Origin of the sequence: Escherichia sp. MOD1-EC6162 (assembly GCF_002965125.1) — a bacterium.
GTDB classification, from domain to species: domain Bacteria; phylum Pseudomonadota; class Gammaproteobacteria; order Enterobacterales; family Enterobacteriaceae; genus Escherichia; species Escherichia marmotae.
In genome coordinates, this window is sequence record NZ_PTSB01000009.1 from 22,446 (window position 1) to 40,162 (window position 17,717).

The window sequence follows — 17,717 nt, forward strand, 5'->3', positions numbered from 1 at the left end:
CAGCTGTAGTAAAATTACGCAAATTTTGACTCTTGAGTATGAGGTTGTCGCAATGTCGGTTTCTAAAAAACCTATGGTACTGGTGATTCTGGATGGCTATGGCTATCGCGAAGAACAGCAGGATAACGCCATTTTTAGTGCAAAAACCCCGGTAATGGATGCACTGTGGGCCAATCGTCCGCATACCCTGATCGACGCTTCCGGTCTGGAAGTCGGTCTGCCTGACCGTCAGATGGGTAACTCCGAAGTAGGTCACGTTAACCTGGGTGCCGGCCGCATCGTGTATCAGGACCTGACTCGTCTGGACGTTGAAATCAAAGATCGCGCGTTCTTCGCTAACCCGGTGCTAACTGGCGCGGTAGATAAAGCGAAAAACGCGGGCAAAGCTGTACACATTATGGGTCTGCTCTCCGCAGGCGGCGTACACAGCCACGAAGATCACATCATGGCAATGGTAGAACTGGCCGCTGAACGTGGCGCAGAAAAAATCTATCTGCACGCATTCCTCGACGGTCGCGACACCCCACCGCGCAGCGCTGAAGCTTCTCTGAAAAAATTCGAAGAGAAATTTGCCGCACTGGGTAAAGGCCGTGTAGCGTCCATTATTGGTCGTTACTACGCGATGGACCGCGACAACCGTTGGGATCGCGTTGAAAAAGCTTATGACCTGCTGACTCTGGCGCAGGGCGAATTCCAGGCTGATACCGCCGTTGCCGGTTTGCAGGCCGCTTATGCTCGTGACGAAAACGATGAATTCGTGAAAGCGACTGTCATCCGTGCCGAAGGCCAGCCAGATGCAGCAATGGAAGACGGCGACGCACTGATTTTCATGAACTTCCGTGCTGACCGTGCCCGTGAAATCACCCGCGCGTTCGTTAACGCTGATTTCGACGGTTTCGCCCGTAAGAAAGTGGTTAACGTTGATTTCGTGATGCTGACCGAATACGCCGCCGACATCAAAACCTCAGTGGCTTACCCACCAGCCTCTCTGGTTAACACCTTCGGTGAGTGGATGGCGAAAAATGACAAAACTCAGTTGCGTATTTCCGAAACCGAAAAATATGCCCACGTCACCTTCTTCTTTAACGGCGGCGTAGAAGAGTCGTTCAAAGGCGAAGATCGCATTCTGATCAACTCACCGAAAGTCGCGACCTACGACCTGCAACCGGAAATGAGTTCCGCAGAGTTGACCGAAAAACTGGTTGCGGCAATCAAGAGCGGCAAATACGACACCATCATCTGTAACTACCCGAACGGCGACATGGTAGGTCACACCGGGGTGATGGAAGCGGCAGTTAAAGCGGTAGAAGCGCTGGATCACTGCGTGGATGAAGTGGCGAAAGCCGTTGAATCTGTTGGCGGTCAACTGCTGATCACCGCTGACCACGGTAACGCTGAACAGATGCGCGATCCGGCTACCGGTCAGGCGCACACGGCGCACACCAACCTGCCTGTTCCGCTGATTTACGTTGGCGATAAGAACGTGAAAGCGGTTGAAGGTGGCAAACTTTCTGACATCGCGCCGACCATGCTCTCTTTAATGGGTATGGAAATCCCGCAAGAGATGACTGGTAAGCCGCTGTTCATCGTGGAATAATCCCTCCCCATGAGGGGAAAGGCGATTAATACCATGACACGGGCCACGAAACCGCGCAGGTTTGCAGTCAGGCCCATCATTTACGCCAGCGTTCTTAGCGCTGGCGTATTGTTGTGCACTTTTTCCGCCCAGGCGGATGACCGCGACCAACTCAAGTCTATTCAGGCCGATATCGCCGCGAAAGAGCGCGCGGTACGCCAACAACAGCAACAACGCGCAAGCCTGCTCGCACAATTGAAAAAGCAGGAAGAGGCGATCTCTGAAGCCACCCGTAAGCTGCGCGAAACGCAAAACACGCTCAATCAACTGAATAAACAGATTGATGAGATGAACGCGTCAATTGCTAAGCTGGAGCAGCAAAAAGCCGCTCAGGAACGCAGCCTCGCCGCGCAACTGGATGCCGCGTTTCGTCAGGGTGAGCATACCGGTATTCAGCTCATTCTTAGCGGTGAAGAAAGCCAGCGCGGCCAGCGTTTGCAGGCTTACTTCGGTTACCTCAACCAGGCGCGACAAGAAACCATCGCTGAGCTGAAGCAGACGCGCGCAGAAGTTGCCATGCAGCGTGCTGAACTGGAAGAGAAACAGAGCGAACAACAAACACTGTTATATGAACAGCGCGCCCAACAGGCGAAGCTGACCCAGGCGCTGAATGAGCGTAAGAAGACGCTGGCAGGGCTGGAGTCTTCCATTCAACAAGGTCAGCAACAGTTAAGCGAGCTGCGCGCCAACGAATCTCGTCTGCGCAATAGCATTGCTCGTGCAGAAGCGGCAGCGAAAGCACGTGCTGAACGTGAAGCGCGCGAAGCCCAGGCAGTGCGCGACAGGCAGAAAGAAGCGACGCGCAAAGGCACCACCTACAAACCAACCGAAAGCGAAAAATCGCTGATGTCCCGTACCGGTGGTTTAGGTGCACCGCGTGGTCAGGCATTCTGGCCTGTTCGTGGGCCAACACTGCATCGCTATGGCGAACAGCTACAGGGCGAGCTGCGCTGGAAAGGGATGGTTATTGGTGCTTCTGAAGGCACTGAAGTTAAAGCGATTGCCGACGGTCGAGTAATTCTGGCTGACTGGCTGCAAGGCTACGGTCTGGTGGTGGTGGTTGAGCACGGTAAAGGCGATATGAGTCTTTACGGCTATAATCAGAGCGCACTGGTGAGCGTTGGCTCGCAGGTTCGCGCGGGTCAGCCAATTGCACTAGTGGGCAGCAGTGGCGGTCAGGGTCGGCCTTCACTCTATTTCGAAATTCGCCGCCAGGGTCAGGCGGTCAATCCACAGCCGTGGTTGGGAAGATAAGTTTTGTTTCCATTTCGTCGTAACGTTCTTGCATTTGCCGCTCTGCTGGCGCTTTCCTCCCCCGTACTTGCTGGCAAACTTGCCATCGTTATTGATGATTTTGGCTATCGCCCGCACAACGAAAGCCAGGTGCTGGCGATGCCATCCGCTATCTCCGTCGCCGTGCTACCCGACTCGCCGCACGCCAGAGAGATGGCGATCAAAGCGCATAACAGCGGTCACGAAGTGTTGATTCATCTGCCGATGGCACCATTGAGTAAACAGCCGCTGGAAAAAAATACGTTACGCCCGGAAATGAGTAGCGACGAAATTGAGCGCATCATTCGCAGTGCAGTCAATAACGTGCCCTATGCTGTGGGGATCAACAACCACATGGGCAGCAAGATGACCTCGAACCTGTTTGGTATGCAGAAAGTGATGCAGGCGCTGGCACGTTACAATCTTTACTTCCTCGACAGCGTAACCATCGGCAATACCCAGGCGATGCGCGCTGCGCAAGGTACTGGCGTGAAAGTTATTAAACGGAAGGTATTCCTCGACGATTCGCAAAACGAAGCGGATATTCGTGTGCAGTTTAATCGCGCAATTGAACTGGCGCGTCGCAACGGTTCGACGATCGCCATTGGTCATCCTCACCCTTCAACGGTACGTGTGCTGCAGCAGATGGTTTATAACCTGCCGCCAGACATTACGCTGGTGAAAGCCAGCAGCTTGCTGAATGAACCGCAGGTCGATACATCGACTCCGCCGAAAAACACCGTGCCCAACGCGCCGCGTAATCCGTTCCGTGGTGTGAAGCTGTGTAAACCGAAGAAACCGCTGGAACCGGTTTATGCTAATCGCTTCTTTGAAGTATTAAGCGAAAGCATCAGCCAGAGCACACTGATCGTTTACTTCCAGCATCAGTGGCAAGGCTGGGGCAAACAGCCCGAAGCGGCAAAACTTAACGCTAGCGCAAATTAAAGGCGCTACGCGTAATGCGATGGTGCGACCGTGTTTTGTCGCGCCATTGCCATAAGCGGAAAGACCACAGCAACGCCTGATAACCCACCTTCACGCTGCGCACATTAGTAATCAGGCGCTTATACATGCCGGAAGTAAATATCTCGGCAATCATCTGCTGGCGGGTAATAATATCCGGCTCTTTACGTACCGCATGGCAAACGCGCAATGCTTCATACGTTATTTGCTGATGAAATTCCGGATAAATCGTAATTTTGTCGGCGTACTGGCGATTTAATTTTTCCAGCAGACGCGTGATTTTAATATAGTGGCGTTGATAATTAAGGTTTTTATTCCCTTGTCTATTCAGACGACTCACTGACGAATTATGCAGATAATATTTATATAATGGTTGCTCGGTATATCGCGCGCGCAGCGCGTTAAACATAAATTCTGTTGTCCAGACAATATCCTGATGATGTAATCCGGCAATAAATTTAATGTTATTTTTTACAATAACATCGCGGCGATAAACGCCCATCCAGACAACGTGAGTCCAGCGGCGGGAAGAAAGCCCCATCCGCAGCCAGTCCGGGCCAGTTAACACGCCGGTTGAGCGAAGGCGATCGGTGGGAATAGATTGCCAGGTTTCCCCGGTATCACGAAAACACCAGTCAGCATTGCACTGCGCCACGTCGAGATCATCCTCTAACGCCATTGTCATCAGCGTTTCGTACATAGAGGGATAGACTTCATCATCTGCATCGACAAAAGCGACATATTTGCCCGTCGCCGCCTCAATCCCACGATTACGCGCTACCGATGCGCCAGCATTCGCCTGATGCAACAAGCGAACGTGCGGATAGTTTTCCGCGTAATGCTTTGCTATTTCAACAGAATTATCCGTTGAACCATCGTTAATAATAATAATTTCCAGAGCAGTCCAGGTTTGCGCAATTAAAGATTCCATACACGTGCGAAAATCATCGCCCGCATTATATAACGGGATAATAACACTAAGTTTATTGGTGCTGTTCATCATAAGTTACCGACGACCTCTGAAATTACCGTTCCTTTGTACAGGCTTTGCATTAAGAAACTATTAAGCCTGTGAGATATTATTTTTACGGGAGAGAGTAACTTCAGGTTAGAGAGATAATGAGAACAGCTATATAAGAGAACAGCGCAATTACTTATTCTTTATTGTACTGACAAGATTTTACATATTTAACGGATTATCCTCAGGAAAAAGGGCTGGAATGCCAGCCCTTTTTTGTGTTAATCCCAGCTCAGGATAACTTTCCCGGACTGGCCAGAACGCATGGCGTCAAAGCCTTTCTGGAAATCATCGATGGAGAAACGATGGGTAATGATTGGCGAGAGATCCAGACCAGACTGAATCAGCGCCGCCATTTTATACCAGGTTTCGAACATCTCACGGCCGTAAATGCCTTTAATGAACAAGCCCTTAAAGATCACTTTTGTCCAGTCGATAGACATGTCAGACGGCGGGATACCCAGCATCGCAATACGACCGCCGTGATTCATGGTGTCCAGCATGGTGCGGAACGCCGCTGGCGCACCGGACATCTCCAGACCAACATCAAACCCTTCGGTCATGCCGAGTTCTGCCATTACATCATTGAGGTTTTCTTTGGCAACGTTAACCGCGCGAGTGATGCCCATTTTGCGCGCCAACTCCAGACGGTATTCGTTAACGTCGGTGATCACCACGTTGCGTGCGCCGACGTGTTTTGCTACCGCCGCCGCCATAATACCAATTGGCCCCGCACCAGAAACCAGCACATCCTCGCCAACCAGATCGAACGACAGCGCCGTGTGTACCGCATTACCGAACGGATCGAAAATCGCAGCTAAGTCGTCGGAGATATTGTCGGGAATTTTGAAGGCGTTGAATGCCGGGATCACCAGATATTCAGCGAAGCAACCCGGACGATTAACGCCGACGCCGATCGTGTTGCGGCACAGATGAGTACGACCACCACGGCAATTACGGCAATGACCGCAAGTAATATGGCCTTCACCGGAAACGCGATCGCCAATTTTGAAGCCTTTCACTTCCTGGCCAATACCAACCACTTCACCAACATATTCATGGCCTACGACCATTGGCACCGGAATGGTTTTTTGCGACCACTCATCCCAGTTGTAGATGTGAACGTCAGTCCCGCAGATGGCTGTTTTACGGATTTTAATCAGCAGGTCGTTATGTCCGAGTTCCGGTTCAGGAACGTCGGTCATCCAGATGCCCTCTTCCGCTTTCAGTTTGGATAACGCTTTCATCTCACATCCTCAGGCGATAACGCCCAGTTGTTTACCAATACGCGTGAACGCTTCGACCGCACGCGTAATTTGCTCAGGAGTATGCGCCGCAGACATCTGGGTACGAATACGTGCCTGACCTTTCGGTACGACCGGATAGAAGAAACCGGTAACGTAAATGCCCTCTTTTTGCAGCTCACGAGCAAATTTCTGTGCCACTACAGCATCACCAAGCATGACCGGAATAATGGCGTGATCGGCACCCGCCAGGGTAAAGCCAGCGGCTGACATCTGCTCACGGAACTGACGCGCGTTCGCCCACAGGCGGTCACGCAGTTCACTGCCCGCTTCGACCATCTCCAGCACTTTAATGGAAGCGGCGACAATGGCCGGTGCCAGCGAGTTGGAGAATAAGTACGGACGAGAACGCTGGCGCAGCCACTCAACCACTTCTTTGCGCGCCGCGGTGTAACCGCCGGAAGCACCGCCCAGCGCTTTACCCAGCGTGCCGGTGATGATATCGACACGGCCCATCACGTCGCAGTATTCATGAGAACCGCGGCCGTTTTCACCGACAAAACCGACAGCATGAGAGTCATCGACCATCACCAAAGCGTCGTATTTATCCGCGAGATCGCAAACTCCTTTCAGGTTGGCAATTACGCCATCCATAGAGAACACACCATCGGTGGCGATTAACACATGGCGCGCCCCGGATTCACGCGCTTCTTTCAGCCGCGCTTCCAGCTCCTGCATATCGTTATTGGCGTAGCGATAGCGTTTGGCTTTGCACAGACGCACACCGTCAATGATCGAAGCGTGATTCAGCGCGTCAGAGATAATGGCGTCTTCTGCGCCCAGCAGCGTTTCAAACAGACCACCGTTGGCGTCAAAACAGGATGAGTAGAGAATCGCATCTTCCATACCCAGGAATGCTGCCAGTTTCTGCTCAAGCTCTTTATGGCTATCCTGAGTACCGCAAATAAAACGTACTGAAGCCATCCCGAAACCGTGAGAATCCATTCCCGCCTTTGCCGCCGCAATCAGCTCAGGATGGTTCGCCAACCCGAGATAGTTATTGGCACAAAAGTTAATGACGTGGCTTCCATCAGCCACAGTGATGTCCGCTTGTTGCGCAGACGTGATAATGCGCTCTTCTTTAAACAACCCTTCCGCCCTTGCGGTTTCCAGGTCGTTAGTTAACTGCTGATAAAATTCTCCACGCATTGCGACTCTCCAGACAGGACAAATTCCCGCACATATTACCCAAACTTACAGGTCGCGACGAGATGACGCGTTAACACTTCTGTAAAATTTAGAATAAATAACGCCCATCATTCTCACTTTCGGTGAATGGCTGAAGCCAACGCCGTGTAGTGATATGATAGAAGTATTCGTGTCTGAGATTGTCTCTGACTCCATAATTCGAAGGTTACAGTTATGATCATCGTTACCGGCGGCGCGGGCTTTATCGGCAGCAACATCGTTAAGGCCCTGAATGATAAAGGCATCACCGATATTCTGGTGGTGGACAACCTGAAAGACGGCACCAAGTTTGTGAACCTGGTGGATCTGAATATCGCAGACTATATGGATAAGGAAGACTTCCTGATCCAGATTATGGCTGGCGAAGAGTTCGGTGATGTCGAAGCGATTTTCCATGAAGGCGCGTGCTCTTCCACCACCGAGTGGGATGGCAAGTATATGATGGATAACAACTATCAATACTCCAAAGAGCTGCTGCACTACTGTCTGGAACGCGAAATCCCATTCCTGTATGCATCTTCCGCAGCCACCTATGGCGGACGCACCTCCGACTTTATCGAATCCCGCGAATACGAAAAACCACTGAACGTCTACGGTTACTCAAAATTCCTGTTTGATGAATATGTTCGTCAAATCCTGCCAGAAGCGAACTCGCAGATTGTCGGTTTCCGTTACTTCAACGTTTATGGGCCGCGTGAAGGCCATAAAGGCAGCATGGCGAGCGTCGCTTTCCATCTCAACACTCAGCTTAACAACGGTGAATCACCGAAACTGTTCGAAGGTAGCGAAAACTTTAAACGCGACTTCGTCTACGTGGGCGACGTGGCTGATGTGAACCTGTGGTTCCTGGAAAATGGCGTTTCCGGCATCTTTAACCTCGGCACCGGTCGTGCAGAATCTTTCCAGGCCGTGGCGGATGCGACGCTGGCTTATCACAAGAAAGGCCAGATCGAATACATTCCGTTCCCGGATAAACTGAAAGGCCGTTATCAGGCATTCACCCAGGCAGATCTCACTAACCTGCGTGCTGCGGGTTATGACAAACCATTCAAAACCGTTGCCGAAGGCGTAACGGAATATATGGCCTGGTTGAATCGCGACGCATAAGAGCTTTGAATGAAAATACTGGTGATCGGCCCGTCTTGGGTTGGCGACATGATGATGTCGCAAAGTCTCTATCGTACGCTCCAGGCGCGCTATCCCCAGGCGATAATCGACGTGATGGCACCTGCCTGGTGCCGTCCGTTATTGTCGCGGATGCCGGAAGTCAACGAAGCCATTCCCATGCCCCTCGGTCATGGGGCGCTGGAGATTAGCGAACGCCGCAAGCTGGGGCATAGCCTGCGCGAAAAACGTTACGACCGCGCCTACGTCTTACCCAACTCCTTTAAATCAGCATTAGTGCCTTTCTTCGCAGGTATTCCTCATCGCACCGGCTGGCGTGGTGAAATGCGCTATGGTTTACTCAACGATGTTCGCGTACTTGATAAAGAAGCCTGGCCACTGATGGTGGAACGCTATGTCGCGCTGGCCTACGACAAAGGCATTATGCGCACAGCACAAGATCTGCCGCAGCCACTGCTATGGCCGCAGCTACAGGTGAGCGAAGGTGAAAAATCGTATACCTGTAATCAATTTTCCCTCTCATCAGAACGCCCGATGATTGGCTTTTGCCCTGGTGCAGAGTTTGGTCCGGCAAAACGCTGGCCGCACTACCACTACGCGGAACTGGCGAAACAGCTCATTGATGAAGGTTATCAGGTGGTTCTGTTTGGCTCGGCTAAAGATCATGAAGCGGGTAATGAGATCCTTGCGGCATTGAATACCGAGCAGCAGTCGTGGTGTCGTAATCTGGCAGGGGAAACGCAGCTTGATCAAGCGGTTATCCTGATTGCGGCTTGTAAAGCCATTGTCACTAATGATTCAGGGCTGATGCACGTTGCGGCAGCGCTTAATCGCCCACTGGTTGCACTGTATGGCCCAAGCAGCCCGGACTTCACACCGCCGCTTTCCCATAAAGCGCGGGTGATCCGCCTGATTACGGGTTATCACAAAGTGCGTAAAGGCGACGCCGCAGAGGGTTATCACCAGAGCCTGGTCGACATTACGCCACAACTCGTGCTGGAAGAACTCAACACGCTGTTGTTACAAGAGGAAGCCTGACGGATGCGGGTACTGATCGTCAAAACATCGTCGATGGGCGATGTTCTCCACACGCTGCCCGCGCTCACCGATGCACAGCAGGCAATCCCGGGGATTACGTTTGACTGGGTGGTGGAAGAAGGTTTTGCACAAATTCCTTCCTGGCACGCCGCCGTTGAGCGGGTTATTCCGGTAGCGATACGTCGCTGGCGTAAAGCGTGGTTTTCAGCGTCTGTTAAAGCAGAGCGGAAAGCGTTTCGTGAAGCGCTACGGGCGGAAAACTATGACGCGATTATTGATGCGCAAGGACTGGTAAAAAGTGCCGCGCTGGTGACACGTCTGGCGCATGGCGTTAAGCATGGAATGGACTGGCAAACTGCTCGCGAACCACTGGCAAGCCTGTTTTATAATCGCAAGCACCATATTGCGAAACAGCAGCACGCCGTAGAACGAACCCGTGAGTTGTTCGCTAAAAGCCTGGGGTATAGCAAACCACAAACCCAGGGCGATTATGCTATTGCGCAGCATTTCCTGACAAATCCACTACCGGATGCTGGTGAATATGCTGTATTTCTGCATGCCACGACCCGTGATGATAAGCACTGGCCGGAAGAGCACTGGCGAGAATTAATCGGCTTGCTGGCAGATTCGGGGATCCGCATTAAACTCCCTTGGGGCGCACCGCATGAAGAAGCTCGGGCGAAAAGGCTGGCGGAGGGATTTGATTATGTCGACGTATTGCCGAAGATGAGTCTGGAAGGAGTTGCCCGAGTGCTGGCCGGGGCGAAATTCGTGGTTTCGGTAGATACTGGGTTAAGCCATTTAACTGCGGCTCTGGATAAACCCAATATCACTGTTTATGGACCGACCGATCCGGGATTAATTGGCGGGTATGGGAAGAATCAGGTGGTTTGTAGGGCCCCGGGGAAAAGCTTAATTAATCTCAACGGTCACGCAGTTTTGGAAAAATTATCATCATTATAAAGGTAAAACATGCCAACCTTCATTAAACTCCAATCATGGAAACCTTATGCTCTAAAATCATCTACGATTTTAGAGATAATGACTTATATATTAAGTTTTTTTTCGTTGATAATTGCATTCGTCGATAACACTTTCAGCATAAAGATATATAATATCACTGCTGTAGTTTGCTTATTATCACTAATTTTACGTGGTAGACAAGGAAATTATAATATAAAAAAACTTATTCTTCCCCTTTCTATATTTTTTATAGGATTGCTTGATTTAATTTGGTATTCTTTATTTAAAGTAGATAACTCACCATTTCGTGCTACTTACCATAATTACTTAAATACTGCCAAAATATTTTTATTTGGTTCTTTTATTGTTTTTTTAGCCCTTACCAGCAAACTAAAACAAAAAAAAGAAATTGCATTATATGTTATGTATTCTCTGTCATTTATAATTGCCGCATATGCATTTTATATTAATAGCATTTATGAACATGATCGCATTTCTTTTGGTATAGGAACGGCAACAGGAGCGGCATATTCAACTATGTTAATAGGCATAGTTAGTGGTGTTGCAATTCTTTATACTAAAAAAAATCATCCTTTTTTATTTTTATTAAATAGTTGCGCGGTGCTTTATGTTCTGGCACTAACACAAACCAGAGCAACCCTACTGCTCTTCCCTGTGATTTGTACTGTTGCATTAATAGCTTATTATAACAAATCACCAAAAAAATTCAGCACCGCTATCATTCTACTAATTACCATATTGGCTAGTGTTGTAATTATATTTAATAAACCAATTCAATATCGTTATAATGAAGCGTTAAATGATTTAAACAGTTACACCAATGCTAATAGCGTGACTTCCTTAGGTGCAAGACTAGCAATGTATGAAATTGGTTTAGATATATTCAAAGAATCACCTTTTTCATTTAGATCTGCAGAGTCGCGCGCTGAAAGTATGAATTTGTTAGTCGCAGAACACAGCAGACTGAGAGGGGCATTGGATTTTTCTAACGTACATCTGCATAATGAGATAATTGAAGCTGCTTCACTGAAAGGTATGATGGGAATTTTTTCCACTATATTCTTCTATTTCTCACTATTTTATACAGCATATAAAAAACGCGCATTGGGTTTGTTGATATTAACGCTTGGTATTATGGGGGTTGGACTCAGTGATGTGATCATATGGGCACGCAGCATTCCAATTATCGTTATATCCGCCATAGTTCTCTTACTCGTTATTAATAATCGCAACAATACTATTAATCAAGAATAGACAAGTTTAAGAAGTGAGTTAAAACTCACTTCTTATCTATACAACTTAATCTCTTTACTGAATCAGTTAAAGTTTCAGTATCGATATCTTTTACCGTAAATGTTGGGGATACTATTTGTATAGATTGATGATTATTCGGAGCCCAAATTAAATGTGAGGGATATTCCGGAGCACGTGAATTAGGATAAAATGCAAGCGTTGGTTTATGATAAGCCGCAGCGATATGAACAAGAGCTGTATCAACAGAAATGACAAAATCACTATACCTGGTCAACGCAACAGTATAAATAAATTCGTTGAAAGGTAGTGTTTCAATTTCAGATATTGGTATTGTCAATAAATCTTGCGGTAACCCGGTAAATATCACTCGATAATTTTTAAACCATATCTTCACTTCTTGATATATAAATTTTATTTGTTCAGGAGTAAGTCGGCATATTTTTTTTGCACCTAATGGGTTAATGATGACTATTTTTGTATTTCCAATAAAATCTTTTATTTTATTTTCAACATCTACAGGTAAATGCAAGTCGTAGTCGGTGGAAAATTCACCCTCACCATAAATATGCTTCAGTATTTCTGTTGCTCGTGTACTCATGTGTTCTTTTAAATATTCATCGTGGGGATGGTAAAATGAATAGTAACGCTTATACCATTGATCAAAACCCAAAATGTAAGAATCTTTTAAACTTGATAATATTAAACTATGCTTAAATGAAGGCATAGTTTCAAAGGGGTCTAATACAATATCGAACTGTAAATCCCGCAGATGCTTACATAGACTAAGCATTTTAAGGAAGCCAGTTGATTCTTTAATACAGAAATCAAATATATTTTTATTATTAGAGAGAAACTCCCCACCCTTTCTATTTGTGAGAATGGTTATTTTAACCCCTTTACTGTAAAGTTCACGATAAATCGAACTTAATACAATTAGATCACCGAGTTTATTATTATCATGAATTATAAGACATGATTTAACTTGCGCAGGTTCTGTAACTTGATTATTAATTTCCCTACGAAATATAAAAGAAAGGAAATTAATCTTGATTTTGTTTATATAAAATCTTTTCTTTTTATGAAAAGTTCCTAGGCGCATTTTTATACCATATTATTTTAGTTTCATGATGTTTAATTAGCATAAGAATCAGTTGAGACTTCATATTGTATTTTTATTTTTGTCTCATCTTTTGATTCTTCGGTACTGATTTCTTGAAGTTTAATGAATGGAATTACATCGTAAGAAATAGCTGTATCATCAGATAAATTATAAATATTAATATCTTCTACATTATCACGCATAAAACGGAAGAATGGTAATATTTTGAATAAATCCCTACTTAATTCCGAGGGCATGGGATTATTATTTTCATCATAGAATCGCGAGCAGCTACCAGTTAAATCCAGACCAGAACAAATAATCCGTGCATACTTCAGTGAATATGCTATTTGAATTGCAGCAAAGGCAATAGTATGACATGAGCAATAACCAAGACTGATGTCCTTGCAAAATCCGACCAGACGACCTCTTTTAGACCAAGGTACAGAGATCAGCAGTTCTTTGTGAATCTGACTCAATATATTAAATTTGATCTTCTTTATAAAACCACCTTTTTCCCGGCGGTAAAAAGACCGTAATACAAGGCAGTTCTGGAGGATATAAAGTTTATCTTCTTCGGAAGCGTGTTCATAAACGTCAATGTTTACTATGGTATAACGACTTCTCTGGCTAAATTTATAAAAATCATCACGACGCTGATGTAAAAAGCGAACATCTGTAAGTACATATATAAAGGGAACAATATTATGACTTAACAGATATTGCGCTGAACCATTGACAGCAATAATATCCTTTGCCCGTAATATCGACAAAGGCGTCTTTTGCGATGTGGGACCAGACAGAAAAATAATAACATCATCAGATGTCTTATTTTCTATCAGGTTTTCAACATCCTTTTTGTCAATGTATCGAATATTCTTCATGATAAACCTGTGAAATAAATAACTCCGTGTAAAAATGCCTAACGAAGACAAGTAATTGCGGGATATTTCTATTTTAGCGTGCTGGTTTCCCTTTCAAACGCCGCATAAAATTGCGCATTTTTTTACGATATACTAAAAGATAATAACCTAGATCTTTAATCTCATTTTTAATACCGTAATGACGCTCTAAATCAATACGATCTTTCGCTTTACGCTGTGCTGAAGCACGTTTTCCTGAAAGATCAATAATTCTAACCTCACCATTTTTTATAATGAAGTTACCACGATGGGGATCACCAGAAACCATACCATGTTGATGCAATGAATTAATTGATTGCTGAATTTTATTTTTTAGCACATCATCAATATCGGGTATATCACACAACTCTACACCATCAATATACTCGATAATCATAATATAAGTATGGACGAATCGTAAGGTTTTTCGCTCAGCCAACAAATAAAAATCATTGAGGGTATTTAACCCTTCATTTCGTACTTTTTGGGTTTGCTCAAAAAGGCGTTCGTAATAATCACCTTTTAACAGCGACTTAAAGAAACGTTCGTTACGCTTAACTTTCGGGGAAAAGACCTTAAGTATTAATTTACCGTAATCGGTATCAATAAGCATGACTTTCGTATCATCAATAGAACGAAAAACTTTGATGATATTTATATTATAAGACAAGAAGTCATTTAATACATTGAGATACTTTGAATTGCTTTCATCGGTAAAAACAACTAAGTCTTTGATCTTGTTCTTCTGAATCATGATAAACCAGTTAAATGTTATTTACGGTAATATTTTCGGCAAAGATAACAGACTCCTGCTATGATTCCTGAGATATAATGATGTTGCACTAACAGATGTTTATATCTTTTTTTAAATTCAATAATTGATTTTGCATCTCGCGGAGAGTCATCTTTCCAGGGGGAATTTTCTAACGCTATTTTATAGTATTTCACCGATGGATATATTGCCCATTTGTGCCACGGTTTAGTAGCACCTGTATAATGAATAAGAAGAGTACTTTCTGTAATCAACTTTTTATAGTTTTGATGTGTTTTATCTTTTAATTCACTTTTAATTGTATAAATTGTATTGTACTCACGAGGTAAAAATATTGTCATTCCCTTCAGTAAGACATTCATAACATCCTGGTCAGGATATTTATAAATATTATCTTTGCTCATAAGAATAGACAACGCTTTTTCTGTTAGTTTTGCGTCAACCCATTTTTTTAAGTCTAAATAAACGACACCAGAATTAAAGTACTGCCCCAGTAGTTCAGGATCAGACAACCTTGACACTGCCTTTTCCTGCATTGGCTCAACATCTTTAACAACAGCAGCCACCGCTCCGTTTAAATCCAGATGCAATAGCGGGCTAATATCACCTTTACAAACAACATCCGCATCAAGATAAAGCAAACGATCAAGCGTTAAACCCAATAATTGAAATGCAAATAAGCGAAAGTACATTGCTCTTGACCAGACCTGTGTACAAGGCAAGCACTGAAGCTTATCAGTATTAATTCTATATAACGTGATTCTTAATTGGTATTGTTCTGCAAGTTTTGCGACTTTTTGAAAAAAATCATCATTGTAGATATCAGCAATAATATAAAAATCAAGATTAATATGTCGATTATTTAGAACAATTGATGTGATAGAAACACCTACACCATCAAGATAATTAGCATCGACACCATAGGCAACATTTAAACATTCAGAAGTATTTATATCAGCTAGCCGAAAATCCCAGGCTTTAACTTTATCTATCTCTATGGCAGGAAATGAGTCCACAATGCTACCCTTATATCATTATTTTATAGTTTCCCAGCTTTAATGCATTATCTTTTTAATAAAATACAAAAGATAATTGCTAAATCCTTTTAGATATCTATGCTTTTTAAGCATATGTTTTGCGCTATACCTTAATTGATTGCTATTGTTAGGTTTCAGCAACGCCGTATTCTTCCATGGCGAAGCATTTTTTGCCTCCATAAAGGCTTGTGATACAGGATAATCCCAGGCCCAGTCATGCCAGGGCTTGGTTGGACCGATATAATGGATAAAAATAGTATTTTCGTTTACTGGGTTTTTAAAACTTTCTTTGAGTTGATAATTTAAGCTAAACTGGGTGTTATATTTAATATCAGCAAAAATAAGTTTGTCTGCCAGCAGCATATTTAATACATCCTGATCAGGATGTGTTATTTTTTTGATTATTTCTGGTTCATTTAACATTGCAATGGCTCGCGCAGAAACCTGCTCGACTGCCCATTGTTCTGTATTGATAAATAAAAAACCGGAGTTAAAGTAACCTTTAGCAATCCCCGCAACACCTAACGAATGTGCGCGTTTTTCCCACCAGTCAGCCTGGCCTTCCGTAACAACCATTGCGACTTTATAGTCTGGAAACGAGAATTTGATTAGTGGCTCAATAGCCCCCTGGCAAATGATATCTGCATCCAGATAAAGGACTTTAGGCACCTTATTAATAAAGTAATCCGCAATAATAAATCGAAAATATATTGCATAAGTCCAGTTCTTGGTACTTGGCAATGATCGAAGTCGATCACCATTAATCAGATATATTTTAATTCTGGTTTTATACTGTAACGCCAGGGCATCAAAATACTTACGATCATCATCACCAAAATAATCAGTAAAAATATGGAAACACAATCGACTTCCTTCATTATATTTTAATATAGAAGCAATCGATATTCCGCAACCAAAAAGAAAATTTTTGTCAGTTCCATAAGCGATGTCCAGACAAAGATTTTCTGTTTCTACTTTATGATTATAATCAATAACTGAATTAAGAAACTCAGTTTCCTGGAAAAACACCTGCTGCATTATTTCCTCCGGGAAATAGCAGAAATAATTATCTTATGTAATCTGTCGTAATACTTCGGTTGATAAAACTTATCTATCGATGAAGGAATTTTTTCATGTTCGATATGAATTTCACCTGCTATATATTTATTCAGAAGAGTTACAAAACAAGTAATATCTCCCGGTTGATACAGATGACCATTAACATCAGATTGAATAATGTCAGCAGGTCCGGAGACACAATCGGCACTGATACAAGGAATTCCCCATGATAAAGCTTCAAGTAAAGTCATTGGGAAACCTTCAAAAGATGACGTGAGTAATAACGCAGTCACTTTTTTAATATCTTGCTGGACTAATTCCCAAGGATGTTGTTGCCAACCATACCAGACAATTCGATCATCAATATTTAATTCTCTACTATAAGCCTGGCATTTTTCAAAATCGGAGCCATCACCCAATACATGGAGTTTCCAGTTACCTTGAGCTTGTGATAAGCCATCAAGGAGGTCTTTAACCCGCTTCTGGCCCTCGAATTTCATACGCCCAACATAAATGAACGTTGCCGTTTCGCCTTCCTCAGGCGCAGGAATGACTGTGTCTTTAGCTTCGGCTGGATTAAAAATAACATTTATCGTCGATTCTGGTACACCCCGATTAATCATTTGCTGTTTAATGCCAGAGCTGATTGCTAAATGATAGTCGGCACAGGTGATATATTCAGCATGTTTTTTGTGATCTAAAGAAAAATGTGACCATGAAAATACTGGCACATCAATTCCTGATTTTTTACGTGCTTTGGCCGCATACAAACACGAGATAACGTCAATACAAATAACAACATCTGGCTGATAATCCTGAAGCCATTTGCTTAAAGCATGAATATGTTTCGTTCGACGCAAAAAACCTAACCGAATATTGGAAAATGAACACGAGTATTCAATACCTTCCAACCATCCCTTATCCATTTTGTCATTGCGACAAAAGAAAAACATTTCACTTTGGATGTGTTGTTGCCTGAAGGTATTAATGACATCGCGGATAACCGTTTCCATGCCACCAAATCCAGAAACCGCTTCGCCGATAAATGCTATTTTCATAATTATAT

Annotated in this window: 16 protein-coding genes; 7 read left to right on the plus strand and 9 right to left on the minus strand. The window is 44.5% G+C overall.

The features are described 5' to 3' along the window. The first annotated feature begins 52 nt into the window (after positions 1-52). Genes gpmM through A9587_RS09575 form a run of 3 tightly spaced genes read left to right on the plus strand, consistent with a single transcriptional unit; the run spans position 53 to position 3,853 of the window. A complete protein-coding gene (gpmM, locus tag A9587_RS09565; RefSeq protein ID WP_001517465.1) occupies positions 53-1,597 on the plus strand; it encodes a 2,3-bisphosphoglycerate-independent phosphoglycerate mutase in 1,545 nt (514 codons plus the stop codon). Positions 1,598-1,630: 33 nt separating this feature from the next. After that, positions 1,631-2,890 (plus strand): murein hydrolase activator EnvC, encoded by a 1,260-nt coding sequence (gene envC, locus A9587_RS09570; RefSeq protein ID WP_001517464.1) that lies wholly within the window; start codon positions 1,631-1,633, stop codon positions 2,888-2,890. 3 nt (positions 2,891-2,893) lie between these two features. After that, entirely contained in the window at positions 2,894-3,853 is a 960-nt protein-coding gene (locus A9587_RS09575) for a divergent polysaccharide deacetylase family protein (RefSeq protein ID WP_105263979.1), read from the plus strand. On the opposite strand, the gene waaH is transcribed toward A9587_RS09575, so the two are convergent. From waaH to kbl, 3 genes are all read right to left on the minus strand, one after another. Further along, the gene (gene waaH / locus A9587_RS09580; protein ID WP_000982071.1) at positions 3,840-4,874 is read right to left on the minus strand and encodes a UDP-glucuronate:LPS(HepIII) glycosyltransferase; all 1,035 of its coding nucleotides are present in this window, start codon (positions 4,872-4,874) and stop codon (positions 3,840-3,842) included. The genes A9587_RS09575 and waaH overlap by 14 nt on opposite strands. 236 nt (positions 4,875-5,110) lie before the next feature. Further along, positions 5,111-6,136, minus strand: coding sequence for an L-threonine 3-dehydrogenase (tdh, locus tag A9587_RS09585; RefSeq protein WP_000645981.1), 1,026 nt, complete (start codon positions 6,134-6,136; stop codon positions 5,111-5,113). A gap of 9 nt (positions 6,137-6,145) precedes the next feature. Next, positions 6,146-7,342, minus strand: coding sequence for a glycine C-acetyltransferase (gene kbl / locus A9587_RS09590; RefSeq protein ID WP_001213851.1), 1,197 nt, complete (start codon positions 7,340-7,342; stop codon positions 6,146-6,148). 213 nt (positions 7,343-7,555) lie between these two features. Between kbl and rfaD the strand changes: the two genes are divergently transcribed. Genes rfaD through A9587_RS09610 form a run of 4 tightly spaced genes read left to right on the plus strand, consistent with a single transcriptional unit; the run spans position 7,556 to position 11,782 of the window. Next, entirely contained in the window at positions 7,556-8,488 is a 933-nt protein-coding gene (rfaD, locus tag A9587_RS09595) for an ADP-glyceromanno-heptose 6-epimerase (protein ID WP_000587764.1), read from the plus strand. 9 nt (positions 8,489-8,497) lie between these two features. Then, positions 8,498-9,544 (plus strand): ADP-heptose--LPS heptosyltransferase RfaF, encoded by a 1,047-nt coding sequence (gene rfaF / locus A9587_RS09600; RefSeq protein ID WP_000699256.1) that lies wholly within the window; start codon positions 8,498-8,500, stop codon positions 9,542-9,544. Positions 9,545-9,547: 3 nt separating this feature from the next. Next, positions 9,548-10,507 (plus strand): lipopolysaccharide heptosyltransferase RfaC, encoded by a 960-nt coding sequence (gene rfaC / locus A9587_RS09605; protein ID WP_105263980.1) that lies wholly within the window; start codon positions 9,548-9,550, stop codon positions 10,505-10,507. A 9-nt stretch (positions 10,508-10,516) separates the two neighbouring features. After that, on the plus strand, positions 10,517-11,782 hold the full coding sequence (locus A9587_RS09610) for an O-antigen ligase family protein (RefSeq protein WP_001141924.1): 1,266 nt from the start codon (positions 10,517-10,519) through the stop codon (positions 11,780-11,782). 25 nt (positions 11,783-11,807) lie between these two features. On the opposite strand, the gene A9587_RS09615 is transcribed toward A9587_RS09610, so the two are convergent. From A9587_RS09615 to waaB, 6 genes are all read right to left on the minus strand, one after another. Beyond that, positions 11,808-12,881: a glycosyltransferase family 9 protein gene (locus A9587_RS09615; RefSeq protein ID WP_105281920.1), complete on the minus strand. Its 1,074-nt coding sequence runs from the start codon at positions 12,879-12,881 to the stop codon at positions 11,808-11,810. A 32-nt stretch (positions 12,882-12,913) separates the two neighbouring features. Beyond that, on the minus strand, positions 12,914-13,765 hold the full coding sequence (waaZ, locus tag A9587_RS09620) for a 3-deoxy-D-manno-oct-2-ulosonate III transferase WaaZ (RefSeq protein ID WP_105263474.1): 852 nt from the start codon (positions 13,763-13,765) through the stop codon (positions 12,914-12,916). A 73-nt stretch (positions 13,766-13,838) separates the two neighbouring features. After that, complete coding sequence (rfaY, locus tag A9587_RS09625) at positions 13,839-14,537, minus strand: lipopolysaccharide core heptose(II) kinase RfaY (RefSeq protein WP_000615163.1); 699 nt, start codon at positions 14,535-14,537, stop codon at positions 13,839-13,841. Positions 14,538-14,554: 17 nt separating this feature from the next. Next, a complete protein-coding gene (rfaJ, locus tag A9587_RS09630; protein ID WP_000376837.1) occupies positions 14,555-15,571 on the minus strand; it encodes a lipopolysaccharide 1,2-glucosyltransferase RfaJ in 1,017 nt (338 codons plus the stop codon). 39 nt (positions 15,572-15,610) lie between these two features. Next, on the minus strand, positions 15,611-16,630 hold the full coding sequence (gene waaO / locus A9587_RS09635) for a lipopolysaccharide 3-alpha-galactosyltransferase (protein ID WP_105263475.1): 1,020 nt from the start codon (positions 16,628-16,630) through the stop codon (positions 15,611-15,613). Then, a complete protein-coding gene (gene waaB / locus A9587_RS09640; protein WP_105263476.1) occupies positions 16,630-17,709 on the minus strand; it encodes a lipopolysaccharide 1,6-galactosyltransferase in 1,080 nt (359 codons plus the stop codon). The genes waaO and waaB overlap by 1 nt, the downstream gene beginning before the upstream one ends. Between the last annotated feature and the right edge of the window lie 8 nt (positions 17,710-17,717).